The organism is [Flexibacter] sp. ATCC 35208 (assembly GCF_001975825.1).
Lineage (GTDB): Bacteria > Bacteroidota > Bacteroidia > Chitinophagales > Chitinophagaceae > Chitinophaga.
In genome coordinates this window covers 52,063-78,062 of sequence record NZ_MTKN01000003.1, presented here as the reverse complement: position 1 = coordinate 78,062, position 26,000 = coordinate 52,063, and the positions used below count along the sequence as shown (strand labels likewise).

General features: G+C 44.7%; 24 protein-coding genes and 1 other RNA gene. 16 read left to right on the top strand and 9 right to left on the bottom strand.

The features are described from left to right. The first annotated feature begins 12 nt into the window (after positions 1-12). From pafA to BW716_RS03310, 3 genes are all read left to right on the top strand, one after another. Complete coding sequence (gene pafA / locus BW716_RS03320; protein ID WP_083720950.1) at positions 13-1,692, top strand: alkaline phosphatase PafA; 1,680 nt, start codon at positions 13-15, stop codon at positions 1,690-1,692. Between the two features lie 262 nt (positions 1,693-1,954). Further along, positions 1,955-2,734 carry an enoyl-CoA hydratase/isomerase family protein gene (locus BW716_RS03315; protein WP_083720948.1) on the top strand — a complete coding sequence of 260 codons (780 nt, stop codon included), beginning with the start codon at positions 1,955-1,957 and terminating at the stop codon, positions 2,732-2,734. A gap of 131 nt (positions 2,735-2,865) precedes the next feature. After that, the gene (locus tag BW716_RS03310) at positions 2,866-3,519 is read left to right on the top strand and encodes a hypothetical protein (RefSeq protein WP_083720946.1); all 654 of its coding nucleotides are present in this window, start codon (positions 2,866-2,868) and stop codon (positions 3,517-3,519) included. 231 nt (positions 3,520-3,750) lie between these two features. Here the strand turns inward: BW716_RS03310 and BW716_RS03305 are convergent, their stop codons facing one another. After that, positions 3,751-4,131 carry a hypothetical protein gene (locus tag BW716_RS03305; protein ID WP_083720944.1) on the bottom strand — a complete coding sequence of 127 codons (381 nt, stop codon included), beginning with the start codon at positions 4,129-4,131 and terminating at the stop codon, positions 3,751-3,753. A gap of 322 nt (positions 4,132-4,453) precedes the next feature. Here BW716_RS03305 and BW716_RS03300 point away from each other — a divergent pair, with 322 nt between their 5' ends. The 3 genes from BW716_RS03300 to BW716_RS03290 all read left to right on the top strand — a co-directional run bounded on the left by BW716_RS03300 (position 4,454) and on the right by BW716_RS03290 (position 7,705). Further along, on the top strand, positions 4,454-5,887 hold the full coding sequence (locus tag BW716_RS03300; RefSeq protein WP_083721262.1) for a tetratricopeptide repeat protein: 1,434 nt from the start codon (positions 4,454-4,456) through the stop codon (positions 5,885-5,887). A 306-nt stretch (positions 5,888-6,193) separates the two neighbouring features. Next, complete coding sequence (locus tag BW716_RS03295; RefSeq protein ID WP_083720942.1) at positions 6,194-6,958, top strand: phosphosulfolactate synthase; 765 nt, start codon at positions 6,194-6,196, stop codon at positions 6,956-6,958. A 6-nt stretch (positions 6,959-6,964) separates the two neighbouring features. After that, complete coding sequence (locus tag BW716_RS03290; protein WP_083720940.1) at positions 6,965-7,705, top strand: shikimate dehydrogenase; 741 nt, start codon at positions 6,965-6,967, stop codon at positions 7,703-7,705. A gap of 181 nt (positions 7,706-7,886) precedes the next feature. On the opposite strand, the gene BW716_RS03285 is transcribed toward BW716_RS03290, so the two are convergent. After that, on the bottom strand, positions 7,887-8,684 hold the full coding sequence (locus tag BW716_RS03285) for a bifunctional 2-polyprenyl-6-hydroxyphenol methylase/3-demethylubiquinol 3-O-methyltransferase UbiG (protein ID WP_083721261.1): 798 nt from the start codon (positions 8,682-8,684) through the stop codon (positions 7,887-7,889). A 43-nt stretch (positions 8,685-8,727) separates the two neighbouring features. Between BW716_RS03285 and truB the strand changes: the two genes are divergently transcribed. Beyond that, on the top strand, positions 8,728-9,414 hold the full coding sequence (gene truB, locus BW716_RS03280; protein ID WP_083720937.1) for a tRNA pseudouridine(55) synthase TruB: 687 nt from the start codon (positions 8,728-8,730) through the stop codon (positions 9,412-9,414). A gap of 72 nt (positions 9,415-9,486) precedes the next feature. Here the strand turns inward: truB and BW716_RS03275 are convergent, their stop codons facing one another. Then, entirely contained in the window at positions 9,487-11,898 is a 2,412-nt protein-coding gene (locus BW716_RS03275) for a BamA/TamA family outer membrane protein (RefSeq protein ID WP_083720935.1), read from the bottom strand. Positions 11,899-12,004: 106 nt separating this feature from the next. Here BW716_RS03275 and BW716_RS03270 point away from each other — a divergent pair, with 106 nt between their 5' ends. After that, the gene (locus BW716_RS03270) at positions 12,005-12,736 is read left to right on the top strand and encodes an RNA methyltransferase (RefSeq protein WP_083720933.1); all 732 of its coding nucleotides are present in this window, start codon (positions 12,005-12,007) and stop codon (positions 12,734-12,736) included. Here BW716_RS03270 and BW716_RS03265 read toward each other — a convergent pair. Continuing rightward, on the bottom strand, positions 12,729-13,961 hold the full coding sequence (locus BW716_RS03265) for an ABC transporter permease (RefSeq protein WP_083720931.1): 1,233 nt from the start codon (positions 13,959-13,961) through the stop codon (positions 12,729-12,731). The two genes, BW716_RS03270 and BW716_RS03265, sit on opposite strands and share 8 nt — an antisense overlap. Positions 13,962-14,055: 94 nt before the next feature. Between BW716_RS03265 and BW716_RS03260 the strand changes: the two genes are divergently transcribed. Beyond that, positions 14,056-15,342: a DUF5103 domain-containing protein gene (locus BW716_RS03260; RefSeq protein WP_083720928.1), complete on the top strand. Its 1,287-nt coding sequence runs from the start codon at positions 14,056-14,058 to the stop codon at positions 15,340-15,342. A gap of 83 nt (positions 15,343-15,425) precedes the next feature. Here BW716_RS03260 and BW716_RS03255 read toward each other — a convergent pair whose 3' ends face one another. The 3 genes from BW716_RS03255 to ffs form a co-directional block, all read right to left on the bottom strand. Continuing rightward, positions 15,426-16,745: an NAD(P)/FAD-dependent oxidoreductase gene (locus tag BW716_RS03255; protein WP_083720926.1), complete on the bottom strand. Its 1,320-nt coding sequence runs from the start codon at positions 16,743-16,745 to the stop codon at positions 15,426-15,428. A 198-nt stretch (positions 16,746-16,943) separates the two neighbouring features. Continuing rightward, entirely contained in the window at positions 16,944-17,594 is a 651-nt protein-coding gene (gene fsa / locus BW716_RS03250) for a fructose-6-phosphate aldolase (protein ID WP_083720924.1), read from the bottom strand. 246 nt (positions 17,595-17,840) lie between these two features. Next, positions 17,841-17,940, bottom strand: an RNA gene (gene ffs, locus BW716_RS03245) — signal recognition particle sRNA small type. Between the two features lie 289 nt (positions 17,941-18,229). Between ffs and BW716_RS03240 the strand changes: the two genes are divergently transcribed. Further along, positions 18,230-18,682, top strand: a complete 453-nt coding sequence (locus tag BW716_RS03240; protein ID WP_083720922.1) for a DUF5684 domain-containing protein — start codon at positions 18,230-18,232, stop codon at positions 18,680-18,682. Positions 18,683-18,769: 87 nt separating this feature from the next. Then, positions 18,770-19,249, top strand: coding sequence for an RDD family protein (locus BW716_RS03235; protein ID WP_083720920.1), 480 nt, complete (start codon positions 18,770-18,772; stop codon positions 19,247-19,249). A 3-nt stretch (positions 19,250-19,252) separates the two neighbouring features. Here BW716_RS03235 and BW716_RS03230 read toward each other — a convergent pair whose 3' ends face one another. After that, positions 19,253-19,984, bottom strand: a complete 732-nt coding sequence (locus tag BW716_RS03230) for an RDD family protein (RefSeq protein ID WP_083720918.1) — start codon at positions 19,982-19,984, stop codon at positions 19,253-19,255. Between the two features lie 47 nt (positions 19,985-20,031). Here BW716_RS03230 and BW716_RS03225 point away from each other — a divergent pair, with 47 nt between their 5' ends. From BW716_RS03225 to BW716_RS03205, 5 genes are all read left to right on the top strand, one after another. Next, a complete protein-coding gene (locus tag BW716_RS03225) occupies positions 20,032-21,015 on the top strand; it encodes a stage II sporulation protein M (RefSeq protein WP_083720916.1) in 984 nt (327 codons plus the stop codon). Next, positions 21,012-21,836 (top strand): DUF4129 domain-containing protein, encoded by an 825-nt coding sequence (locus tag BW716_RS03220; RefSeq protein WP_083720914.1) that lies wholly within the window; start codon positions 21,012-21,014, stop codon positions 21,834-21,836. The genes BW716_RS03225 and BW716_RS03220 overlap by 4 nt, the downstream gene beginning before the upstream one ends. Positions 21,837-21,907: 71 nt before the next feature. Beyond that, positions 21,908-23,056, top strand: a complete 1,149-nt coding sequence (locus tag BW716_RS03215) for a DUF4350 domain-containing protein (RefSeq protein WP_083720912.1) — start codon at positions 21,908-21,910, stop codon at positions 23,054-23,056. After that, on the top strand, positions 23,056-24,036 hold the full coding sequence (locus tag BW716_RS03210) for a MoxR family ATPase (protein ID WP_083720910.1): 981 nt from the start codon (positions 23,056-23,058) through the stop codon (positions 24,034-24,036). The genes BW716_RS03215 and BW716_RS03210 overlap by 1 nt, the downstream gene beginning before the upstream one ends. Position 24,037: 1 nt before the next feature. Beyond that, positions 24,038-25,375 (top strand): DUF58 domain-containing protein, encoded by a 1,338-nt coding sequence (locus BW716_RS03205; protein WP_083720908.1) that lies wholly within the window; start codon positions 24,038-24,040, stop codon positions 25,373-25,375. On the opposite strand, the gene BW716_RS03200 is transcribed toward BW716_RS03205, so the two are convergent. Then, positions 25,364-25,999, bottom strand: a complete 636-nt coding sequence (locus BW716_RS03200) for a hypothetical protein (RefSeq protein ID WP_083720906.1) — start codon at positions 25,997-25,999, stop codon at positions 25,364-25,366. The genes BW716_RS03205 and BW716_RS03200 overlap by 12 nt on opposite strands. Position 26,000: the final 1 nt, after the last annotated feature.

The window sequence follows — 26,000 nt, the reverse complement described above, 5'->3', positions numbered from 1 at the left end:
TAAAAAAAAATAATGTATAAAAGAATTCTCGGCCCGAAGATTTTAACGATAGCATTAGTTACAGTTAATTGTGTCTTTTTAAATCAGGTAAGTGGCCAAAAAGCTACTTCTCCTAAACCTGGCCAGGCTACTGCCTGGGATAAACCAGCCACGCCGCTATCAGGCCGCCCCAAACTGGTGGTTGGCATTGTGGTGGATCAAATGCGTTGGGACTACCTGTATCGCTTTAACAACCGTTATTCTGATGGTGGCTTCAAACGGATGTTGCGGGAAGGATTCTCCTGCGAAAATACACTAATTAATTATACTCCAACAGTTACGGCCGCGGGTCATACCTGTGTTTATACCGGTTCAGTACCTGCCGTACACGGAATTGTGGGGAATGAATGGTTCAGCCCGGCCTTAAACAGAGAGATTTATTGTGCGGAAGATAGTACGGTAAATACCGTGGGGAGTACTTCCAATGCCGGAAAAATGAGTCCTGAGAATATGCAGGTGACCACGATCGGCGATGAATTGAGGCTGGCTACCAATTTCAAAAGTAAAGTGGTAGGTGTGGCGATTAAGGACAGAGGCTCTATTCTGCCCGCAGGTCATAGCGCTACAGCGGCTTATTGGTATGACGGTACTACCGGCAACTGGATCACCAGTTCTTACTATATGAACCGCCTGCCTGACTGGGTAGAAAATTATAACAGGGAAAAGTGGCCGGCACAATACCTGGAGCATCCATGGAATACCCTGTACCCAATTGAAAGTTATAGACAGAGTGCTGAAGATAACAAAGCTTATGAAGGAGCTACCCCCGTTTTTCCACATGACATGAGTGCAAATGCCAATAAAGGAATTGCTGGTACACCATACGGCAATACCATGACCCTGGCTTTTGCCCAGAAAGCGGTAAATGCTTATCGCTTAGGGAATAATGGCGTGACAGATATGCTCACGGTAAGCCTTTCTTCTACTGATTATGTAGGGCACCAGTATGGACCTAACTCTATCGAAGCGGAAGATACCTACCTGAGATTAGATAAAGACCTCGCTGCCTTCTTCAAATACCTGGACGCCACTGTGGGGAAAGGCCAATACCTTGTATTCCTGACTGCCGATCATGGGGTGGCACATGTACCAGGTTTTTCAAGAGAAAATAAATTACCGGGTGGTAGCTGGAGCGTGGCTTCGGATATTAAGCAGATCAATGCCATTGTAAAAGAGCGTTTTGGTGTGGAAAAAGCGGTTATTGGTGCAAGCAATTATCAATTGTACCTCGATCACGATGGTATTGAGAAAGCTGGTAAATCTGTGAAGGATATTGCAGTAGTAGCAGCCAAAGAATTACTGAAAGATACCGCGATTGCAAATGCGTTTCCTTTGTCAGAACTGATGAATGTGATTATCCCGAATCCTTTGAGAAATATGCTCATTAACGGATACAATGCCAAGAGGAGTGGTGATATTCAATACATTGTTCGTCCTGGTTATATAGAAGGAGGGAAAACCGGTACAACACATGGTTTATGGTATCCTTATGATGCACATATTCCATTGGTCTGGATGGGATGGGGTATACATTCCGGGAAGAGCAACAAGCTCACGGGCATGACGGATATTGCACCTACCATTGCAGCTTTGTTGAGAATACAGATGCCGAGTGGAAATGTGGGGTTGCCAATAGATGCGATAGCTCATTAAAAACGTAATGCTATTAGAAACGTTAAAAACGCTTCTGCTCAAAAGCAGCGGCGTTTTTCTTTTATATTTGGTTTAAACACATAACATTTCTACTTATGAAAACGTTAATTGTTAGCCTGATTCTGTGCCTGTTTCCACACGGATTATGTGCACGACAAACTCCGGTCCCTGGGTGTGTATGCCAGCGTAGGTTACAGATTGAACTAAGTTTGCAGAAATTAGTATATTCATTCAGCGAAACCAGCTTCGCAATAATCGCGAAATGAAATACGAACATATCCTGTATAATGTATCGGGTCGTGTGGCCACACTCACTCTCCACCGCCCTGAAAAGCGCAATGCGTTGAATGCCGCAATGGTAGTAGAATTGCAGGCAGCATTGGATGCAGCGGGCAAAGATGCCGCTGTAAAAGTGATCGTATTAAAAGGTTCCGGAGAGGCGTTTTGCGCCGGTGCGGACCTGGAATCCCTGCAACAATTACAAAAGAATACAAGAGAGGAAAATCTGGCAGATTCCCGTGCTTTGATGGCACTGATGAAAAAGATCTATTACCATGACAAGGTGATCATAGCCCAGGTAGAAGGTCATGCCATTGCAGGCGGCTGTGGGTTAGTGACGTTATGCGACCTGAGTTATGTCGTACCAGAAGCAAAACTGGGCTATACAGAGGTGAAGATCGGTTTTATCCCTGCCCTGGTATCAGTATTCCTTGTACGAAAGATAGGGGAGGGAAGGGCCCGGGAATTACTTTTAACAGGCAGATTGATCACCGCAGCAGAAGCTGCGGGCTATGGTTTGATCACCCAGATGGTACCAGCCGGAGAGATAGCTGCTCTTGTCTCGAAAGTAGCAGAGGATCTCTGTAACAATGCTTCGGGCAATTCGTTAAAAGTAACGAAGCGGTTAATCACCCGGGTATATGACCTGCCACTTGACGAAGCATTGGAACACGCTGCCGCCGAAAATGCCGTAACCCGTGAACATGCTGATTGTCAGCGGGGTATACAGGCTTTCCTGGACAGGCAGAAAATGACATGGTAATCCGGTACGATTTTTTCAATATTACCTATGAAACCGAAGCATGATAATGATCCCTAAACCAATAGGTCAAATGCATGCCAGGCATCCGGTATTTAACCGATAACACTTTTTACACGAAACAATTAACTGTCATGCAAAAAGCTCTTTTCACGTTTTTGTTATTGGTGATGGTCTCTACCAGCCAGTCGTATGCTCAACGACTGGTGTCCGATGCAAAAATTGTATACAATATGCAATCCTCCGGCCAATCGGCTACAGACTCCAGTTTTAAAGGAGGTACGCTCACCCAGTACATGAAAGGGACTCAAAGCCGGGTGGATATAGATTTCAGCGAAGTCCATATCAGCTATCTGATAAATAGCAAGGAAGAATCGGTGGTGACGTTGATCAATAACCATGGGGATAAGTACCTGACCCGGTCCGGAAAGGAGGAATATGAGAAGGAATTGAAGTTGTATGCCGGGGCACAGTTTAAAGATGGGAGTGAAACAAAGAAGATAGCAGGGTATAATTGCCGGAGGGCGACTGCAAAATTACCGGATGGAACGACTTTCGAAGTGTATTATACTACTGATCTACAGCCGGAAAACAGGCAATATAACAGGCGGTTTGTGAATTTGAAGGGGATACCGTTGCAGTTTGAGATATTGAATAAGAATGGGGGGAAGATGACGATGGTAGCCGTGACGGTTGAGTTGAATGCGGTGCCGGGGTCTTATTTTGATGTGCCGAAGGCGGGGTATAAGGAGATCAGCAGGGAGGAACTGGCGAGGATGGGTAGTTGATGAAATAGTTAATTGAATAGCATAACACAAAAAAGGCGAAGGCTCCGGTATAACCGGAGCCTTCGCCTTTTTACTTAGACCCCAAGTGCGGGTTCACGCCCAAGGCGTGAACCCGCACTTGGGGGGGGGTGCTGCGAACGGCCGAACCGCAAAGCCATACCCCTAATGGCTATAAACGAAAATGCCCCGGTATACCGGGGCATTTTCCTAATGCGCTATATTCAAATGAAATTAGTTCTTTCTAAGAGGCAGAATAATCTGCAAATGATGGTAGCCCATGTTGGATGGCTGTTGGATCTGAGCAGCATAAGGCAGGACATACGTCACATTCCCCTGCTTAATCGTCATGGTAGACTTAAAGTTCCATGAGGCATTATCGTCAGACAACTTAAAGCCTGCATTGATCGCATTGAAGCGATAACCTGCATCCAGGCTCAGATTTGCCTTAGGCATTGCGCTAAGGGAGAGCTTTTCTTCAGCCTTCTTTCCTTTGTCTTTATTATCGTTTGTAATATTATCACTGGCGAATGCGCTGGTGGCTACCAGAGCCATAACACCGGCCAACAAAAAAGACAATGAAAAGGTCTTAAATATGTTAGTAATCTGTTTCATTGTAACACAAATGTACAAACTTTTTTATATATTTTATAACACTTCCTTAACGAAGTTAGTAAAAATTTCTTAAAGTTATGTTAAACTATGTTAAATATGCTGATAATCAGATAAGACTTTCTTTTATTCCTGTAGCTTGATCCTGCGGCAGGATTTTTGCCACCTAAGATATGAATAGCTGACATCGGTAGGGATAGTTTTAACATTCTTTTGACTCATAATTTTGTTAAAAGATTAATGCTAGCAAAGGAAAATTTTCAGAGGTAGCGACTGCATGCCTGGCGCTAAGCTGAGGAATCAAAAAATACTTATATTTACATTAATGAATCAAGACTTCCCATTTTTAAACGATGATTTTGAGGAGATAAGAGACTTGTTACAGCAGTTTGAAAACCTGAAATCCGGACAGTCTCACAGTTTCCTTGATGAGGATTCCTTCGAACTGATCATAGACTACTATGATGAGCATGATGAACTCCCCAATGCAATGCAAGCGGCCGAACTGGCTATCGAACAGTTCCCGTACTCTTCGACACTTCTACTCAAAAAAGCCAATCTTTTAATAGAATCCAAAAAATACCAGGAGGCCATGGAACTGCTGGAAAAAGCGGCCATCCTCGACAGCACTGATATCAACCTTTACATCCTGCAAACCGACGTTTACCTGGCTATGAACCAGCACCAGAAGGCAGCTGCCCTGCTGGAAGAACAGATCAGCGTGTTTGACGGAGATGATAAAACGGAACTATTACTTGAGCTGGCTGATGTGTATGACGATTGTGAGGAGTTCGACAAAGTGTTCGAATGCCTGAAACTGACCCTGGAGCATGCGCCAAACAACGAAGAAGCGCTGCACAAGATCTGCTTCTGGACAGAATTTACCGGTCGTAACGAAGAAAGTATCCGCCTCCATACCGGCATTATCAATGAGCATCCATACAACCAGCTGGCCTGGTTTAACCTGGGTACGGCTTACCAGGGGCTCAAACTGTATGAAAAGGCAATAGACGCCTACCAGTACGCCATCGTTATTGATGAAAAATTCGACTATGCTTACCGGAATATGGGCGATGCCTTCATCCGCCTCCGCAAGTATGCCGATGCCATCGATGTGCTGAAAAAGCACCTGGAAATCGCTAAACCTGAGGACGTGATCTATGAAGCCATCGGTCACTGCTACGATCGCCAGAAAAAATATACACAGGCCAGGTACTACTACCGCAAGGCATCGCACCTGAGCCCCAGCAACGATAAATTGTATTACAAGATCGGCGCTGCCTACATTATGGAGAATAACTGGGAAAATGCCATTAAATCCATTCTGAGCGCCATCAAGATAAATAAGAACAATGCTGAGTACCTGATGGCACTGGGCAATTGCTACATGGAACTGGACCGCCACAAAGAGGCCCTGATCCACCTGCTGGCAGCTGTACGCCTCCGTCCAGCCAGCGCCAATACCTGGCTGGAATTTATAGCCGGGCTGTACCGCTCTGGTTTCTACGAAGAAGCCATGACCCAGCTGGAAGCGGCTACCCGAAAAGTAGGTCAGAAGCCGGTGTTCTTATATTGCAAGGCAGCCATCAGCATCGCTACCGGCCAGCACAAAGAAGGCCTGTTGCTACTGGAAAATGCCCTGCAGGAATCACCTAAGTACCTGAAAAAGATGCTGGTGATTGATCCTACCCTGTTGCAATACCCAGGAGTGCTGGAACTGGTGAGCAAGTACAAACCGGTAAGGAAAAGAAAGAAGTGATCTTCCCTGAAATAGGACAAAAAGCGCTTATGCCCATAGGTATAAGCGCTTTTTTTGTACATAAATAGTGTTAGTAATTAACCACTTAGCATATAAGGTCTTGTGTTTTTAAATAGAAATCACTTATTTGGGGCCTGTTTGCCGGGAATGTGTTAATTTCGCGCCGGTTTTATATATAGCTATTATTTATCTTGGGTAAGTTACTATTCCATACCGCAACACAAAAACTGACCAACGTGCGTTCCGGCTGTCGGCCAAAACTGTATGCCAGGAATGCCAACCAAGAAGACGATAAAAATGTTTCAAATGAATTTTAATCTGACACAAATTCCAGAACGTACGGCGAAACCGCGTAATTATGGCCTAACCATGGTAATGGACAAAGGTCTGAGTCTGCAGGAAGCTAAGAATTTCTTATCGATTTCGGCACCGCACGTCGATATCTTAAAGCTGGGATTTGGTACATCATTCGTGACACCGAACCTGCGTGAAAAGATTGAGGTGTATCAGGCAGCTAATATTCCTGTATATTTCGGGGGTACCTTATTTGAAGCATTCCTTATCCGTAACCAGATCGACGATTTTATCAGTGTGATCAAGGATTATGGTATCAGGCATGTTGAAGTATCCGATGGTTCTATCACCATTCCACATGCTGAAAAGTGTGGTTATATCGAGAAACTGTCCAAGATCTCAACTGTATTGAGCGAAGTTGGTTCTAAAGACGCTGAGCACATTATTCCTCCCTATAAATGGATTGAGCTGATGAATGCTGAGCTGAGCGCTGGTGCCAGCTACGTAATCGCTGAAGCAAGAGAAAGCGGTAACGTAGGTATCTATCGCGGATCCGGTGAAGTAAGAGAAGGTCTGGTACAGGAGATCCTGACCCAGGTCCCATCTGAAAAGATTATATGGGAAGCTCCTCAGAAAGCACAACAGCTGTACTTCCTGGAACTGATTGGTTGCAACGTGAACCTGGGTAACCTGGCTCCTTCTGAAGTAATCGCGCTGGAAGCAATGAGAGTAGGTCTAAGAGGTGATACTTTCCACCTGTATTTAGATAAAGCTTAATTAGTGATGAAGGTATATGGTCTGATAGGATACCCGCTGAGCCATTCTTTTTCCAAAGGTTTCTTTGCGGAAAAGTTTGCCAGAGAAGGCATCCTGGGATGCGTGTATGACAGCTTTTCACTGCCGGCTATTACTGAGTTGACACCATTAATGGCACAATACGGTGAGGAGCTACAGGGGTTAAATGTCACCATTCCTTACAAGGAAGCAGTGATCCCTTACCTGGATGAACTGAGTCCTGCTGCGGCCAAAATAAAAGCGGTGAATTGTATCCGTTTTATCAATGGCCGCAGGATCGGGCATAATACCGATGCCATCGGGTTCAGGCGTTCCCTGGAACCGTTGCTGCAACCCCATCACAACAAAGCACTGGTATTGGGTACCGGTGGCGCTGCCAAAGCCGTACAATATGTACTGGAAGCGCTGAATATCCCTTATCAGTTAGTAAGCAGACAGGCAGGTCCTCAAAACATCACTTATAGTGACATTACTGCCGATGTGATCGCGACACATACCCTGATCATTAATACAACGCCGCTGGGCATGTACCCACATGTAGATGCAGCACCGGCATTGCCTTACGAGCTGATGAATGAGCAACATCTGTTGTACGATCTGATTTACAATCCTGCTATCACCGCCTTCTTACAAAAAGGCGCAGATCGGGGAGCGACAATCAAAAATGGCCATGAGATGCTGATCTTACAGGCAGAGGCGAGTTGGGAAATCTGGAATGAAAAAGTATAAAAATATTTACGGAAGAGGTTATTCACCAACGGGGGATGAAAACCATTTTCAGGAAAAACATTCATGAAAGAGGGAATTCTTCAACTGGGAATGAAAACCATTTTTAAAGAACAGAGGATGTATCAAAGCTGATACATCCTCTGTTCTTTTGGATACCATAATAGCGCCTGATTGGCGCTATTTATGCAACCTTAATGTTGTAATATACGCAGGTCGTAAAGAAATTGCGCACAAAAGGCAATGCCGCAACCGGGCCAAATTGTTTCCTGGGCTTGAGCCCGAACTTGTATTTGTAAATCGGATTGATCAGGTAAAACTGCTTTTTAGAGATCTGATATCCCTGTTGCTTCACAATCTTCTCAAATCTTTCGATAGAGATCCCTGTATCCTTAATTTCCATCAGTTCGTCGATGATGCCCTGTGGTTCACCAAATGCACGCAGCAATCCTTTGTACAGGAAGTTGGGCAGCAGGTGAATATAAGGCATCATATTCAGCACCTTGTTCTGGCAGGTCTGCTGGTGACCGCCATGTGGCATGTACCAGGGGGGAAAGCCAAAATATACCTGTCCCCGTGGGGTGAGCAGGTTTTTCAGATACCCAATGATCTTCGACTGATCCGGAATGTGCTCAATGGCATCTTTGAGAATGATGAGGTCGAAAGAGTGTTTGAACTCTCCCAAAAAATCAACGTCATAAATATTCTTGTTGATCAGTTGCATTTGACCTGCATCTACATATTGCTTCAGGTATTGATGACCCAGGGCAATCTTGTCGTCAGAGAGGTCTACACCCACACAATGACATCCTCTTTCCAGGAAAGGAATTAATACGCCGCCTTCTCCACAGCCGATCTCCATGATCCGGATATCCGGCGTGATGGCCATCGCAGTCTCTATAAATGGCAGGACGTAGTGTACGGAGTTATCAACTTGCTGCTGATACCTAACGTCTGCATTACCGTGTTGTATTAACGACATATGTTTTGAAAATTGTGTGAAAATAGTAAAATATCTTTGCGGCATGAACCAACAAGCAAAAAATAAATACGAAGAAGGACAGGTGATACTGATCAACAAGCCATTGACCTGGACTTCTTTTGATGTGGTGAGGAAAATCAGGAACACGACGAAGGCAAAAACTGGTCATGCAGGTACGCTGGATCCGCTTGCTACCGGGTTGCTGATTTGCTGTACAGGAAAAATGACAAAGAAGATCAATGAGGTGCAGGCACAGGAAAAAGAATATACGGGTACGTTTACTCTCGGAGCGGTAACACCTACTTATGACCTGGAATCGGAACCGACAGATTTTAAACCACTGGATGGTTTGACGCCGGAAATAATTCAGGCTGCAACAACACAATTCATGGGTGAATTGCAGCAGCTGCCACCTATTCACTCTGCTATCAAGCAGAATGGTAAGCCTATCTATGAGCTCGCACGTAAAGGTGTGGAAGTAAAAGTGGAGCCGAGAAAGGTGTTTATCAAGACGTTTGAAATTACTTCAATAGAATTGCCGGTGGTACATTTCAGAGTCGAGTGTAGTACGGGTACTTATATCCGTTCATTGGCGAATGACTTTGGTGCGGCGCTGGGAGTGGGTGGATATATGAGTAGTTTGTGCAGAACGAGGATAGGGGAGTTTAAACTGGAGAATGCTTATGGGATGGAGGATTTTATAGAGAAAGTTAAAAGCGAAAATTTATAAAACAAAAACGCTTTCGCCATGGGCGAAAGCGTTTTTGTTTGAGCGGGCCTGCGGCCTGCTTTTAAAATTCGTTTAGAATGGATACCCAATCGCCACGTTCCAGATAATATGATCCCTGCGCCAGCTTCCACTGCCCAGGTCCCACTCACTCAAAAACCAGCCATCTTTATTCCCTGTAAAATAAGGCACCTTCACAGGTATACCCCAATCCAGGCGTATCAGGAAGAAAGAGAAGTCAAGTCTTAAACCAGCACCGGTACCAATCGCGAGGTCGTGGTAGAGTTTGTTCAGCCTGAACTCAGAACCTGCGCGGGAAGTATCTTTCTTCAACATCCAGATATTACCCATATCCACGAAAGTCGCGCCCTTCAGGTTCACACTTCCATTGAAAAGACGCAATAAGTCAAAACGGTATTCAATATTCCCTTCCAGCTTCATATCACCTGTCTGATCAGGGAAGGTAGCCGCTGTGGCTGATGTATCTTTAAATGTACCAGGACCTAAGGTACGCAGCCTCCAGGCACGTATACTATTCGATCCACCCGCGGTAAACTGGCGGATATAAGGCATTACACTCGACTTGCCATAAGGAATGCCCACGCCACCGTAAATACGTGTCGCCAGCGTAGTGTGCGGTGTCAGGTTCCAGTAATGACGGTAATCGGCTTCCATCTTAATGAAGCTCGCAATATCCATGTTGGTGAGCGATTCCAGGTCATTGGTAGTACCAAATGCAGCGCTCATCAGGCTATTGATCCCATTCAGCCATGCACCGGATTCTTCGATATTGGCCCTGAAGTAGGAATTATGCAGTTTATGCAGCAGGTCATTGTTGCTATAGATGTAAGTGAGGTTTTCCCCACCTATGAAAGCCGGTTCAAAGCTCCGTTTCAGATAAGGGTTATTTGCCACGGTCGTTGCCTTGAACGTTGGGTTCAGGTTTACGCCTACATAGTTTAGTGAGATCGGTTTTACATTCCATGCTTTATAAGCAGACTCTTTCCACTCATAACCAAAGGAGGCATTGATATTGGAAATATAAAACTTATCGGTACGTGTCAGGTAGTCAATACCCGTTGTGAGGCGGGTTTTTACCCCTGTACGGGTAGACGCGATATGGAAAGGCGTGATAAAGCGTGGAAAGATCAGACTCACCTGTCCGCCGATCTCCTGGGACTGCAATACCCAATTACCCTGGTTACGGATCAGTTCAATACCGCCATTCAGACTAACAGTGAGCTGGGTGGCTGAGCGACCTACGTTCAGGTGTTTATAGTTCAGGCTGACACCGCTACCGAGCAGGTAGTCGGACGATGTACTCACCTCAAAGTTGGCTCCCAACTCCTGTTTACGCTTAGGCGCCAGGAAGAGGTAGGTTTCCAGTGTGTTTGGTTGCGTTTTGCTTTCCCTGAACTGAAGGGTCACGAACTGCCATGCACCCAGGTCATAGAGGTGGCTGATGGCGTCGTTAGTCTTTTGCTGGGAATAGAGTTCGCCATTGTGCAGGCTGATGGAGTGCTGAATCACCCTGGGTTTGAACATATTCTGGCGGTAGCGGATGACGAGGTCATTCAGTTCCAGGCGCTTGAATATCGTATCGTTGGTATTGCCGTAGCTGGGATAATCAGGATACACATACACACTATCCAGGTGATACTGCTGGTAGCGGGTGCTGGTGTCGTCCGGGTTCCTTATTTTGACAGTGATATCCATTTTGGGGTTATCCTGTCCTTTTTTTTCGTTGTATACGTTGATGATCCCTTCAAAAGGGTTCATGAGGTTGCGGAAGAGGGTTTTGTGCAGCGTATCGATTTCAAACTCGATAGCATCCCTGTCAAATTTATAGTAACCGGCATTGCGCACTACCCGCATCAATCTTTCCCTTTCACTGCCCAGTAGTTCCTGTTTGTAAGACATGCCCGTTTTGATAAGGGAGAGTTTTTCGGTTTGCTGTACCACTTTAAGGATGTTGGTATCGGGTACTTCGTATCGGATACTGTTGATCACGAAGTTCTTGCCGGTATTTACCAAATAAGTTAGGCTTGTCTTCTGGTGCCTGGTAGTTTCCTTATAGTCCACGGTAGCGTAGAAGTAGCCCTGGTTATTCAGGTAGCTCACCATTCTTTTTACCGATTCTTTGGTTTTCATGGAATCGTAGACTACAGGTTCTTCCAGGTTACGCTTGGAGAGCATCAGGTTCCAGAACCAGTTGGATTTTTTCTCTTTATTTTTCTGGTTGTAGAGCCACACTTTCATGCGGGTGCCGATGAATGAGGTATTGGACTGCTGCATCATGAGCTGTTTGGAAGCGAGGGAGGCGTGGATATCCTGTTTTTCGGCGGATGTGGCATCTCCTTTTACGTTCACATTGCTCTGAATGAATAGTTGCTGGTTGCTTTGCAGGTATTTAGTATTGGAACAGGCAGCCAGCACCAGTATGGTTATCGTTGAAACAAGAAGATTCAGAAAGGTTGGCCGCTGCATCAAGTCAATACAATGTTTATTGTTTATAGCAAGAATTCCATGACGTACATAGAACCATTACCTGTGTGGCTTTGCCGATTAAAAGAATTCATGTAGGTTTGGTCCTATGTTGTCAAAGGCGCAAATTAAGTATATTCAATCATTACAGCATAAAAAATACCGTCAAAAATCTGGCCAGTTCATTGCTGAAGGTGATAAGATCGTTCCTGAGCTGGTATCCGGGGGCATGACGGTGAGAGAAGTGTATGCTACCAAAGAGTGGCTCAGTGGGCATGAACAGTTATTGAAAGGACGCGTACCTTTCATCGAGGTAGAAGCACATGTATTAAAACAATTATCTGCCCTGACTACCCCCAATCAGGCCCTGGCACTGATAGATATTCCGAAAGCAGCGCCTTTGGTACTGAAAGGCCAGGTGTCACTTGCATTAGACACGATCCAGGACCCCGGAAATATGGGCACCCTGATACGGATAGCTGATTGGTTTGGCATCAGACAACTGATCTGCACACCGGATTGTGTAGATGTGTATAACCCCAAGACGATCCAGGCTACCATGGGCAGTATTGCCAGAGTGAACATCATTGAAACAGATCTCTTACCCTTACTGGAAAACGCAGAAGTTCCTTCTTATGCCGCCACCCTGCACGGAACGGATATTACTTCCTTCTCCAAAATCGCGGAAGGCATCATCCTGATCGGCAATGAGTCAAAAGGATTGAGTGATGCCGTGATCGCAGCTGCTACGCACAAGCTCACCATTCCCAGACTGGGTGGGGCTGAATCCCTGAATGCCGGTGTGGCAGCGGGAATTATCTGTGGGCGATTGCTTATTTAAACTGTAATGCTTTTACAGGTGTGATCTTTCGTGTAACCAAAGACGGTATGGTGAGGATGAGCAGGCAAATGAGGAAAGTACCCAGGTTGATGAGGACAACATGATACCAATGCAGGTCTATCGCGGCTGCAGACATATAATAACTTTCTTCGTCCAGCTTCAAAAAGCCGGTTGTCTTTTGTAACATCGCCAGACCTACACCCAGTATATCACCTATGATTAATCCAGCCAGTACGATATACCCTGCCTGGTAGATGAAAATACGCTGGATATTGCCGTTACGCATACCGAGTGCTTTTAGTATGCCTATCATATTCGTACGTTCGAGAATGAGGATCAGGATGGCGGTGATCATGTTGATAACTGCCACGATGGCCATAATGACGAGGATGATGATCTCATTTTTATCCTGCAGTTCCAGCCAGTCAAAGATATTTGGATAGATGTCTTTGATAGTGCGGAGAGCCAGTTTATCAGGAATACCGTTTAACGATTCTTCCCCTATTTCGGTCATTTTACGGTAATCATCAATGAATATTTCATATCCGCCTATGCTGCCTACCGGCCAGTTATTCAGTTTGCGGATCAGCTCCAGGTCACCAATGACGTAGGTCTTGTCATATTCTTCCACAGCTGTTTTATAGATGCCCGTTACCTTGAGCTTTCTGGCTCTTGGGGTAAGGCCTGCGCCTTGTATAAAATAAATGATCAGAGGGTCGTTGACTTTCAGTTGCAGCTCTTTGGCCATGGTGCTGGAAATGATAATTTCCGGTGCATAGCTGGTGTCATTGAAGTGAATGACATTGCCAGACTGCATAAAATGCTGAATGTGAGACCAGTTATAATTACGGTCCACGCCTTTGAAAATTACACCGGAAAGGTCTTTCTCCGCCTTGATGATAGCCGATTTAGTGGCGTAAAGATTCACGGTGTTGATACCATTTATTTTTTTCAGGTAGCTGACAATGTTAGTATCTGCTTCGAATGGGATCTGTTCTGTGAGGGGACCAGCGTTAGCCTGGTAATTGTTAATATGCATATGCCCCCAAAAGCTGAAGATCTTTTGCTGAATGACCTGCTGAAAACCGTTTACCAACGCGATTGCCAGAATCATAACAGCTACGCTGATAGCGGTGGCTACCACGGCAATGTTGATGATGAACCTGGAAAAAGAGCCGGACCGGTTGAAGGCGATCCTTCTGGCAACGAAGAACGATAAACGCATGAGACAAATGTATCAAATTTTCTGATGGGTAAAAGAGGGTTTTGCCACTAGCCGGGGAAAAGGTCGTACCTTAACATTCCTATATAGATAAGTTATGATGATAAAGCCCTACTTCTGTATACCTGTAATCGGGCTGCTGTTATACTTTATTCCGGCAGTAGCGCAGGATAACATCTATGGACCTGGTCACATTTACTACAATAATATCAGGTCTGTAAAACTGAATCAGTCCGGCGATCAGACAGCTTTCCCCCTTATTTCACTGAGTGGGGATGCCGTGGATCTTACATTTGATGATCTGGATGCGGATGTCAAAAACTACTATTATACATTACAGTTGTGTAATGCAGACTGGACACCCGCCAATATCAATCAGCTGGAATACCTGAGGGGTTTTTCTGAGAACAGGATTACGAATTATAAATTTTCCAGTATAGCGCTGGTACGATATACACATTACGAACTGTCGTTGCCGAATGCAAATTGCATGCCTACAAAGGCGGGCAATTACCTGCTGAAGGTATACCTGGATAGCGATACGTCGCAACTGGCATTTACAAAGCGATTGCTGGTAGTGAGTAATAAAGGAGGGTTGAGTGGCGTGATACAGCAACCGGTATCGCCAAAGGTGTTCAAGACGAATCAGAAGGTGAATTTTACGGTGAGTACAGGTGGGTTGAATGTGGTGAATCCTTTTGATCAGTTGAAGGTGGTGATCTTGCAGAACTACAGGTGGGATTTTCCGATACTGAATCCGAAGCCGATGTTTATAAAGGGGAATACGATTGAGTATAATGCGGAGATGGATTGTCAGTTTCCGGCAGGGAAGGAGTGGAGATGGATTGATCTGAGGAGTTTCCGGTTGCAGACGGAACGTGTGAAGAAGTCAGATTATCACCCTGATGGTACGGATGTATATGTGATGCCGGATTATCCAAGGGGGAATACGATGTATTCTTACGTGAAGGATTATAACGGCATGTACTTTTTAGCGACGATTGATAATTATGATCCGTTTTATGAAGCGGATTATGGAACGGTACATTTTACTTATCCTGCGCCGGAGCCGTATGCAGGGTTTGATCTGTACCTGATAGGGGAATTGACAAATTATGAATACAATGACGCGAGTAAGATGGTGTATAACCCGCAGACGAGGGCTTATGAGGGAACGATGTTTTTGAAGCAGGGTTTTTATAATTATGAATATGCGTTGCTGGATACGAGGGATCCGGATGCCAGGCCGAGTACGACAGAGACTGAGGGCGATTGGTGGGAGACGGAGAATAATTATACTATACTATTGTATTATAGAGATTTGGGAGGGAGGTATGATGAGTTGGTGAGTACGGTGACGTTGAATTCGAGATTAAATAGATAAAACAAAAAACGCTTTCGCCTATGGCGAAAGCGTTTTTTGTTTTATCTATGGCCTGCGGCCAGCTTTTAAATTGACTATACGATTTACTGTACTGTTTGTCTCAATTTCACAATATTGGCCGCACCTCTCTTTATAATAATTCTCGTACCTCTGTCAAAAGTAAAATATCTATAAAACCAGTTTGTAAGCACCACCAGTTTATTCCTGAATCCCAATAAGCTCATCAGGTGCACCAGCATCCACACGATCCATGCAAAGTACCCACTGATTTTCATTCCAAAAAACTCAGCAACCGCTTTGTTACGACCAATGGTCGCCATGCTGCCGAGGTCTTTATACCTAAATGGTTTGATAGCAGATTTCTGTCCTTTGGCAATAAACCTGATATTGTGCGCCACGTTCACTCCTTGCTGAATGGCTACCTGTGCTACCATTGGATAGCCTTTAGGAAAGCGTTCCGGATCATTCACCATCTGTGCGATATCACCTACGGCATAGATATTTTCATATCCTTTTACCACGTTGAATTCATCCACAATGATGCGTCCGGCGGGAGCGATGATATCTGTAGGGATACCGTTCACGGGCACGCCTTTTACACCTGCCGCCCACAGCAGAGATTTACTTTGCAGTTTTTCTCCATTGCTAAGGGTAAGGGTTTCCCCATCATACTCTTTCACAAATGTATTGAGGATGACATTCACACCCAGTTTGTGTAAGCCGTCCAACGCTTTTTGGGAAGATTGTTCACTAAAGCCATTCAGTACGCGTGGGCTACCTTCTACCAGGTAGATCTTCATGAGGGATACCGGTAGTTCGGGGTAATCCTTGGGCATAATGTACTTGCGCAATTCTGCAAAAGCACCGGCCAGTTCCACGCCTGTAGGGCCTCCACCTACCATGACGAAGTTCAGTTTTGACTGAATTTCTGCAGGGTCTGAAAGCAGCAGGCTCTCTTCGAATTGTTTGATCACGTAGTTACGGATCTGTACGGCTTCGATGAGTGACTTCATACCAATAGCATGTTGTTCAATCGCTTTGTTGCCAAAGAAATTGGTGGCACTACCGGTGGCGAAGATCAGGTAATCGTAGTGCAGTTCGCCGATACCGGTTTCCAGAATATTGTCGGCAGGGCGTACACCTGTTACTTCCGCCATACGGAAGTAGAAGTTTTTCTGGTGTTTGAATATGCCGCGAAGGGGAAAAGCAATGCTATCCGTTTCGAGGCCGGCAGTTGATACCTGGTATAGTAAAGGTTGGAATAAGTGATAGTTGTTCCTGTCTAGCAGGACCACCTGAACGGGGGCTCCTTTCAATTGTTTAGCCAGATTAATACCTCCAAAGCCTCCACCAACAATAACAACACGGGGTAAACCTAAATCTGGGACATTCGGCTGAATCATAAAAACATCATTTAGCGATCAATGAAATATAGTAGAAGAAATCTATGCCAATTAGATAGGGCACTATGTTTTTAAACGCCGGAGTTTATAAATGCATATCAAAGTTATAAAACTTTCAGAAAAAAATGAAAGTTATAAATAAAAAAATCCCCGATGCATTGCTACACCGGGGAGAATATACCATCTAAAAAGTATCTACTACATTTTCTTAGCGTCCTCGAGGAACTTAGCCAGACCGATGTCAGTCAGTGGGTGTTTCAGCAGACCCAGGATTGAATCGAGTGGGCAGGTACAGATATCAGCACCGGCTTCAGCACATTTTACAATGTGGAGCGCGTTGCGGATACTAGCTGCAAGGATTTCAGTTTTGAAGCCCTGAATGCTGTAGATCTGAGCGATCTGAGCGATCAGTTCAACACCATCCCATGATGAATCATCGATACGACCGATGAATGGAGATACGAAAGTAGCACCGGCTTTAGCAGCCAGGATAGCCTGACCTGCAGAGAATACCAGTGTACAGTTTGTTCTTATACCGTTGTCAGTGAAGTATTTCAGTGCTTTTACACCATCCTTGATCATTGGTACTTTCACCACGATGTTTGGGTGAATAGCAGCCAGTTTCTTACCTTCTTCGACCATTGATTTGAAATCGGTAGAAAGTACTTCTGCGCTGATAGGACCGTCTACGAGTTCGCAGATGTCTGCATAATGTTTCAGGATATTCGCTTCACCTTTGATACCTTCTTTCGCCATCAGGGAAGGGTTGGTGGTTACGCCGTCGAGCACGCCCAGGTCGTGTGCTTCTTTAATCTGTGCCAGATTTGCTGTATCTATGAAGAATTTCATGGTGAAATGTATTTAGTATGATTTAGTAATGAATTCAACGAAGTAAGTTATGCAACAATTCACAGATTGTCAAGCATAACGTATTGCAAATATAGACCCATACGAGTATAGATGAATCTTAAATTTGAAATCAATAAATAAAAAGCTGAAGATTACTGGGTCATACCACACAGGCCATTCGTATGAAGAGAATAGTGAGAATCAGCTATTGACGAGCGCCTGATGACCTGGAATAAAAAAGATAAAAAAAGGCAAGGTACTTACATCGCACCGCTACAACCGCCTACCCTTGCTACATTCCTGTCCTGGGGGAGTTCAGCAGGAGCTGGTCGTATAAGCCTTGCCGGCTGCAAATGTAGAACAATTGCATTAACTTCCAAACATATTTTAAAAGATTCTATGAAAATCTTAAAAAATGCAGTATTTTGAAGAATATAAAATCGGGGTTCGGGACGATAATTGTCGACGTAGTTATATGTTTGAGGCCAACTAATCAGCATTTTATTTCTTTAATTTTTTTAATGAGTATCCCTATCAGGTATTTTTTAAAAAAATACACACCACATTATATAGATTTAAAAAAGAATATTTATTTTGTTTAAAATTAACCGTTCACCTAAAAATTAATTAACCTCATGGAAACAACTTACGACGGCGGCGGCATTAGCAGCATCTTTGCCATATTTGGAATAGGATACTTCATTTTTATGTTGGCGCTTTCTGTTTTTTCAATCATTGTTCATTGGAAAGTATTTGAAAAAGCAGGTCAGCCTGGTTGGGCGATATTTGTTCCTATTTATAATTTTATTGTATATCTCCGTATCATCGGTAAACCATGGACATGGGTTTTCCTGGTTTTCACGCCTGCTGTTATCGTAGGTGCTTTCATCGTATGGATTAATGGTTCTATGGCCATGGCCAGAAGTTTTGGCAAAGACACTATGTTTGGTCTTGGCCTCATGTTCCTGGCACCAGTCTTCTACGCGATCATTGCATTCGACAAGACCATCCAATATGTAGGGCCCAATGGTATTCCTACAGAAGATCTGGACAGCCAGATCGGCAGCATCGGAAAGCCGGCACTGTAATAGTTTTTTGTTGTTTTTTTGCCATATTGATCTGCTGCCGGTTGCTCACAGGGCCGGCAGTTTTTTTAATTTCTATCACTTTTGAGCATGTATCAAGGAGAGGACATTTTAAAGGAATTCGATGATGAAGTGACGATCCCCGACTCAGTAGACATGGGTGTCAGGTTTGTTAATTTTATAATTGACTGGCTGTTGTCGATGGTTTACCTGTTTGCCACTGCATTTTGTTTGGGCATTGTACTAGGGCTGACAGTTCCCAACTTTAGTTATTGGATCATAGAAAATAGAGGGCTGTTCAAATTTCTGAGTTATGTATTCGCTTATACGGTCTGGCCGCTTTACTTTGTTTTGCAGGAAGGGCTTTTAAAGGGACGAACAATTGGGAAATTGATTACAGGTACTGTCGCTATCCGCCTTGACGGCCAGCCACTTTCATGGGGAAACGTATTCGGCAGATCTTATGCCCGCATTGTTCCGTTTGAGATGTTTTCAGGCTTCGGCACTCCATGGCATGACAGCTGGACTGCAACGACCGTTGTTAAAAAAGCAGACTTAGTGACAATGTAATTTTTACCGGGTTGTATAGTAGTTGTAATCGTTCAGCACGGTCTCCAGGAACTGGTAATGATCCATCTCTGTTTCGATCACCAATACTTCTTTTACTCTCGCTGATACCCTGACTATCAGATCCTGATTACCAGATTTGATAGCCTGGTCCATCAATACCTTGATCTTATTCATATCTCTGTCAGACAAGCGAAGGATCTGTGGAAAGTGAGGCTCGTAGTTGAGCGAAGACATATCCCGGTAAATGGTATCCTGTATACTGCTTTTGTTCTTTGTATTCACTACTATTGTACCGGCTACTACATCGCCCAGGCGCTGGTCATAATTGGAACGGACCATGGAGATGATAGGAATGGCACCATTCAGGAACAGGAATCCCCAGGGTGTTTCGATCATACGGAACATCCAGCGGATCAGGTGCTGGCTGATACTTGGCTTACCCCCATTCAGACTCCTGACCTTTAGGCCTAACATCATTTTTCCGGGAGATTGTCCGTTCATCGTAATCTCAAACAAAAGATAATAGAGCGACACCGGGAGCAAACAAAAGAGAATGTACATCACTGTTTCAGTATTGCCGGACAGGTGCATCCTGTTAAACGTTACATAGATAGCAATGATAAATGCCAACCGGATGAGAACGTCAATAAACCATGCCAGAAACCGCATCATAATGTTGGCAGTTTCAAATTCCAGCTCTATATTGAAGGATGTAGGTATTTTTACATTAGCCATGTACAAATTTACTAATTAATGTATATGTTTGTTATAATGGATAACCCATGCGTGAGACTACTTTTATAAAGAAAAATTTACCCCGCTGGAAAAAGTACCAGGAGGAACCAACCGAGGATCCGGATGAGATGGCTGCACGGTTCACCAGTTTGCTGGATGACCTTGCGTACGCCAAAACATTCTATAGTTTCAGCAAGGTCACAGGTTACATTAACAGTCTGGCGGCAGACATCTACCAGCGGATCTACGGAAACCGCCAGGAAAAGGACGGCCGTTTTCAGCGATTCTTTTTGTACGAGTTACCCCTGATCTTCCGTAAATATCATCGATTATTATTATTCACCGCTATATTTTTTCTGTTATTCTGTGTTATGAGCGCATTTTCTGCCGCCCGCGACGAAACTTTTGTAAGAGGAGTGCTGGGCGATGAGTATGTGAGCATGACGGAACGGAATATCAGTAACGGGGACCCATTTGGTGTGTACGGTAATGGAAATGAGCTGGTTATGTTCATGACGATTGCCTACAACAATATCAGGGTGGCGATCATGTGTTTTATGGGAGGGATATTTATGGGTATTGGCACCTTATACATCCTCATGTCCAATGGGGTGATGCTGGGAGCTTTTCAATATTTATTTTTTGCCAAAGGGCTGGGGTTGAAGTCGGTGCTGGTGATCTGGATTCACGGTACGCTTGAAATTTCTTCCATCGTTATCACAGGGGCCGCAGGTCTTGTGATGGTAAGTGGCCTGATCTTTCCGGGTACGCGCAAGCGACTGGATGCCCTGAAAAAAACAGCCAGAGATGCGGTCAAGATGATGATCAGCCTGATCCCGGTATTCCTCACCGCTGCATTCCTGGAAGGGTTTGTGACCCGGCATACCAAAATGCCCATGTTTGCAAGTGTAAGTATCCTGTCCCTGTCCCTGATATTTATAGTAGGTTATTTTGTGGTATACCCGATTTATGTATACCGCAGGGGATTCAGACTGGATGAAGCCGGCAAAGTTATAAAACCTGTGAAATGAGGGAAGGATTGAAAGCATTATTACTCGCATTATTACTATTGCCCGGTAGCCTGTTTGCACAGGATACCAGCGTAAGTATTATGGAAGAAGCTCCGGTACCACAGGTAACGGCAGATATCGATACCGTGGTGGCCCTGAATACAGCCCCATACCTGTATGACGAAGCAATACCTATGGATGCAGATACCATAGACGACTATGACGAAGCATCTGCCTTGCTGATCCGGAAATTGCCAACCGAGGTAAAAGATAAATTCAGCAAAGACAAAGAACTGGTATATCACCAGAAACCTCCCAAAAAACCATCCAACTTCAATTTCAAATGGCTGGAGGCTATTTTCATTGGGATTGCATACCTCTTCAAAGCTTTCTGGTGGCTCATCGTCATCGCCATTCTGGCCACAATGGGGTTGGCTATTTTCGTTTACCTCCGCAGAAACGGTTATGTGTTTAAGTGGAGTAAAACGGAAAATAATAAGGAGGATATACAGCTGGTAGAAGAGGATCACGATGCGAGTGGATACGAAAGTCATATTCAGCAGGCTATTGCAGAAGGGAAGCTCAGACTGGCAGTGCGCCTCATGTACCTGCAGACAATACGGGTACTGGCCGATAAAGAAATTATTGTGTACAGTAAGGAGAAAACAAATTCGGCTTACCTGCGTAGCTTGTCGCAAACCCAGTGGCATAAACCTTTTGCACGACTGACTGTGGATTACGAATATATATGGTACGGTGAAGTGCCTGTGAATGGGGAACAATTCAGCACTATTCAGGGGCAGTTCAAACAATTTATGAACGAATTAGGCTATATCCGGTGAAAAGAACAATAGGCATAATCATCGCTTCTGTATTCTTGCTATTGTTCGTGGTAGCAATAATAGCTTCCAATATGCAGTCGTTATCACGGGATGAAGACCTGCACCTGGAAAAGCAGACATTTTCTTATAAGGATAAAAATCCGGGGGGCTGCTATGTCATGTTCGAATCTCTGCCATCCTTTTATGATGGCGAACATCCCAATGTGGTTTCCAAGCCATTTGCTGCCACCGCTAAGAAGGACATTAGTCTCAGAACTGGTGAAGGTATTCTTTACTACCTGGTGGCAAACAGGCTGTTTACCACGGCAGAAGATGTGGATTCCATGATTGAGTTTGTGAACAGGGGCAATCAGCTTTTTGTTGCAGCCAATGATCTGGACAGCACCTTTATAAGCAGGTTATATACCAAAGTGTCGAACAACACTAATTTCTTTGCAAAACCAGGTGCCGAAGAGCACTATGTGAACCATGCACTGACACCTGATACTGTATATACCCGGGATTCAATTGCAGGGGGGCGCTACTTTACCCTGCTGGATACGGCCAGAACAACGATATTGGGTACTGACAGTAATTTCAGGGCCAACTTTGTAAGGATCAATGTCGGAAAAGGACAGGTCTTTTTGCTGCTGCAACCTTCTATCCTGACCAACTACTTCCTGATGTATAAACACAATCTTGGTTCACTGGAAAAACTGGCAGCTTACACCTATGGTTATTACACCGTGTATTGGGATGAATTCTATAAATATCACCAGTATCCACAGGAAGGAGAATTTAGTCAGTGGAGTGTGCTGATGCGCTATCCTGCCCTGCGCTGGGCGTTGTGGCTGCTGGTATTGCTCCTGCTGCTGTATGCCCTTTTTGAAAGTAAAAGAAGACAGCGGATTATTCCTGACAAAGTTGTGCTGACAAATAACTCACTGGAATTCGTAGAAGCGCTGGGGCAGTTATACTATCAACAGCATGACAACGTGAACCTGGCGAGAAAGATCATCATGCAATGGCTGGAATTTATCCGCACAAAATATTATCTGAATACAAATACCATCGACGACGAGTTCATACGTCGTTTATCACATAAAGCAGGTATGCCACTGGCAGATGTAGAAGCGATCATTGACAGCATTCACTTTATACAGCTGGCAGATAAAATCACAGATACATACCTGAAGGAGTTTTATAGTAAAATACAGGCGTTTTATTTAAATACTAAATAATGGAGGAAACTACATTTCATCCCCGTACAGATTTTTATGCATTGCACCAGGGTGTAGCTGCTATACGGGAACAGATAGGAAAAGTAATTGTCGGTCAGCATGAAATGGTGGAACTGCTCATCACCGGTTTGCTGACACAGGGACATGTGCTGATTGAAGGTGTACCCGGAGTAGCAAAGACGCTGACCGCAAAACTGCTGGCCAGAACTATCGATGCAGATTTTTCCAGGTTACAGTTCACACCTGATATTATGCCTGCCGATGTGATAGGTACCTCCATATTCAATCCTGAAACGAGGAACTTTGAATATAAACGTGGACCGGTTTTCAGCAACCTGGTACTGATTGATGAAATCAACCGTGCCCCTGCCAAGACACAGGCGGCCCTGTTCGAGGTGATGGAAGAGAAACAGATCACCAACGATGGCATCACGCATCCATTGCCTGCGCCATTCATGGTGGTCGCTACCCAGAACCCCATTGAACAGGAAGGAACTTATCGACTGCCTGAAGCACAGCTGGACCGTTTTCTCTTTAAGATCGAAGTGAAATATCCTTCACTGAACGAGGAGATCACCATGCTGCAGGCTATGCACCAGTTCAATGGTCTGACAGACCTGACGAAGATGGTGGATAAAGTGGTGACTGCCAGCCAGATCATCGAATTCCAGGCACTGGTAAGGCAAGTACATATTGAAGATAAACTGCTGCACTACATTGCAGCACTGATCCAGGAAACCCGTGTGAATGCTTCCCTGTACCTGGGTGCATCTCCCCGTGCTTCTATCGCGGTGATGAATTGTGCAAAAGCAACTGCGGCCGTTAACAACCGTGATTTCGTAACGCCGGATGATATTGTGAACATGCTGCCACATGTATTGCGTCACCGTATTATGCTGACACCTGAGCGTGAAATGGAAGGCATCACAACCGATGAAGTGATCGCCCAGATCATCAAAGCTGTAGAAGTACCGAGGTAATATGAAGAAAACATATCTGGCATTATTCTTTACCACCCGCCTGTATACGATCATAGGTGCACTGGCACTGTTCTTTATACTGGCTTATTTTTTCCCGGTGTTATACCCGGTGGCTTTGTTCCTTGCAGCAGGGCTGGGGTTGTTGTTGCTGGTCGATCTGTTCTTCCTGTTTACCGCAGGTCCTGACCCATTTCCTGTATCCAGGGTTATGGGGCAGCGCTTTAGTAATGGAGACGACAATACCATTCGTCTGCATGTAAAAAATAACTTTCGTTTTCCTGTGTTTGTCACTATACTGGATGAATTACCTTTTCAGTTTCAGCTGAGAGATTTCAGGCAGAAAACAATGTTGAAACCCGGAGAATCGAAAGTGGTGGAATACTTGCTGCGTCCGGTGGAGAGAGGAGAATACCAGTTTGGCGATACGAATTCATTTGTAAAAAGTCCGATCGGGCTGGTGCAAAGACGTATTATAAAAGCCGGTGCGGAAACGGTGAAAGTATATCCTTCATTTTTGCAGTTGCGCAATTTTGAGTTGTATACATTCGATGATCGTGTGGGAGAGATGGGGGTACATAAAAAGAAGATGATTGGCCAGAGTATGGAATTTGATCATATCAAAGAATATGTGCGTGGCGATGATGTGAGAAGAGTGAACTGGAAAGCCACCGCCCGCAGAGGTGGATTGATGGTGAATAATTATGTGGAAGAGAAGTCGCAGCAGATCTATTGTGTGATTGATAAAGGCAGGGCGATGAAGATGCCTTTTGAAGGGATGACATTGCTGGATTACGCCATCAATTCTTCGCTGGTGTTCAGCAATATCGCATTGCAGAAAGGGGATAAGGCCGGACTGGTCACGTTGAAGGAGCAGGATGTAGATGTATTGCCGGCGAGTAGTAAGAAAGTACAACTGAATAAAATTCTGGATACCCTGTATGCACAGGAAACGCAATGGCAGGAGAGTGATTATGAAAAGATGGTGGTAACACTGCGTAGTCATTTCAACCAACGCTCCCTGCTGGTGTTGTTTACAAATTTTGAGTCATTGTCCGCCTTGCATAGACAGATGCCTTATCTGCGCCGGTTGTCAAAATATCATTTGTTGCTGGTGGTATTTTTTGAGAATACAGAATTAAAGAAAATCACCCAGGAAACGCCTACAGCCGTAGAAGACATTTACAGGCAGGTGATTGCGCAGAAGTTTGCTTATGAGAAGAAGCAAATGGTGCGTGAGCTGGCGCAGTTCGGGATCCTTTCCCTGTTGACTACGCCGCAGCAGTTGAGTTTGCACCTGATCAACAAATATCTGGAGCTGAAATCACGCTCACTCATTTAATTTTTTTACAGGAATAGTGGTGAGGGCCTTGAGGCGCTCATCATTTTTGTATGTGGCTGTAGCATTTACAGCTTGTATCTCCGTTTCATTGTTGTTAATGAGCAGGTCCTGCCCCAATAATTTCCCATTACTTACTTCGAAAGAGACGGCGCTGGTATCCAAAGGGAATATTCTACCAGAGCTATAGATCCCTTCTACATTCAGATAATAATGGAACCCCCTTTTCAGGCTATCGGCATAATGGTGAAACCGGATGCTGTCCAGTTTGGGGAGTACGATATCGGCAGTCATAGACTGGGGGATATCGGCGCTGGTAATGGTCAGCTGGATGGTGTAATCCCGGCTGATGAGGGATTTTCTGTCCAGTAATAAGTAGCCATTTTGAAAGGTACCGCTGTTGGGGACTACTTTGATGCGGTTCCAGTTGTAATTACCGCGGAGGAAACCGGGGGTGGTTCTTATTTCGCCGTTGGCGAAAGCGATATAGAGGCCAATGGGGATTTTGTTATAGAGTTCGGGGAGGGAGGAGGAGTCGTAGACGGCTTTGATGGATTTAACTTCCTTTTGCTGACCGGTGGCCAACAGGGTGAGAAGGGTGGATAAAATGGTGAGGAATGATTTCATA

Bases quoted from the DNA above. Each gene is read 5' to 3' on its own strand.
- pafA (WP_083720950.1), top strand. From the start codon at position 13: ATGTATAAAAGAATTCTCGGCCCGAAGATTTTAACGATAGCATTAGTT.
- BW716_RS03315 (WP_083720948.1), top strand. From the start codon at position 1,955: ATGAAATACGAACATATCCTGTATAATGTATCGGGTCGTGTGGCCACA.
- BW716_RS03310 (WP_083720946.1), top strand. From the start codon at position 2,866: ATGCAAAAAGCTCTTTTCACGTTTTTGTTATTGGTGATGGTCTCTACC.
- BW716_RS03305 (WP_083720944.1), bottom strand. From the start codon at position 4,131: ATGAAACAGATTACTAACATATTTAAGACCTTTTCATTGTCTTTTTTG.
- BW716_RS03300 (WP_083721262.1), top strand. From the start codon at position 4,454: ATGAATCAAGACTTCCCATTTTTAAACGATGATTTTGAGGAGATAAGA.
- BW716_RS03295 (WP_083720942.1), top strand. From the start codon at position 6,194: ATGAATTTTAATCTGACACAAATTCCAGAACGTACGGCGAAACCGCGT.
- BW716_RS03290 (WP_083720940.1), top strand. From the start codon at position 6,965: ATGAAGGTATATGGTCTGATAGGATACCCGCTGAGCCATTCTTTTTCC.
- BW716_RS03285 (WP_083721261.1), bottom strand. From the start codon at position 8,684: ATGTCGTTAATACAACACGGTAATGCAGACGTTAGGTATCAGCAGCAA.
- truB (WP_083720937.1), top strand. From the start codon at position 8,728: ATGAACCAACAAGCAAAAAATAAATACGAAGAAGGACAGGTGATACTG.
- BW716_RS03275 (WP_083720935.1), bottom strand. From the start codon at position 11,898: ATGCAGCGGCCAACCTTTCTGAATCTTCTTGTTTCAACGATAACCATA.
- BW716_RS03270 (WP_083720933.1), top strand. From the start codon at position 12,005: ATGTTGTCAAAGGCGCAAATTAAGTATATTCAATCATTACAGCATAAA.
- BW716_RS03265 (WP_083720931.1), bottom strand. From the start codon at position 13,961: ATGCGTTTATCGTTCTTCGTTGCCAGAAGGATCGCCTTCAACCGGTCC.
- BW716_RS03260 (WP_083720928.1), top strand. From the start codon at position 14,056: ATGATGATAAAGCCCTACTTCTGTATACCTGTAATCGGGCTGCTGTTA.
- BW716_RS03255 (WP_083720926.1), bottom strand. From the start codon at position 16,745: ATGATTCAGCCGAATGTCCCAGATTTAGGTTTACCCCGTGTTGTTATT.
- fsa (WP_083720924.1), bottom strand. From the start codon at position 17,594: ATGAAATTCTTCATAGATACAGCAAATCTGGCACAGATTAAAGAAGCA.
- BW716_RS03240 (WP_083720922.1), top strand. From the start codon at position 18,230: ATGGAAACAACTTACGACGGCGGCGGCATTAGCAGCATCTTTGCCATA.
- BW716_RS03235 (WP_083720920.1), top strand. From the start codon at position 18,770: ATGTATCAAGGAGAGGACATTTTAAAGGAATTCGATGATGAAGTGACG.
- BW716_RS03230 (WP_083720918.1), bottom strand. From the start codon at position 19,984: ATGGCTAATGTAAAAATACCTACATCCTTCAATATAGAGCTGGAATTT.
- BW716_RS03225 (WP_083720916.1), top strand. From the start codon at position 20,032: ATGCGTGAGACTACTTTTATAAAGAAAAATTTACCCCGCTGGAAAAAG.
- BW716_RS03220 (WP_083720914.1), top strand. From the start codon at position 21,012: ATGAGGGAAGGATTGAAAGCATTATTACTCGCATTATTACTATTGCCC.
- BW716_RS03215 (WP_083720912.1), top strand. From the start codon at position 21,908: ATGCAGTCGTTATCACGGGATGAAGACCTGCACCTGGAAAAGCAGACA.
- BW716_RS03210 (WP_083720910.1), top strand. From the start codon at position 23,056: ATGGAGGAAACTACATTTCATCCCCGTACAGATTTTTATGCATTGCAC.
- BW716_RS03205 (WP_083720908.1), top strand. From the start codon at position 24,038: ATGAAGAAAACATATCTGGCATTATTCTTTACCACCCGCCTGTATACG.
- BW716_RS03200 (WP_083720906.1), bottom strand. From the start codon at position 25,999: ATGAAATCATTCCTCACCATTTTATCCACCCTTCTCACCCTGTTGGCC.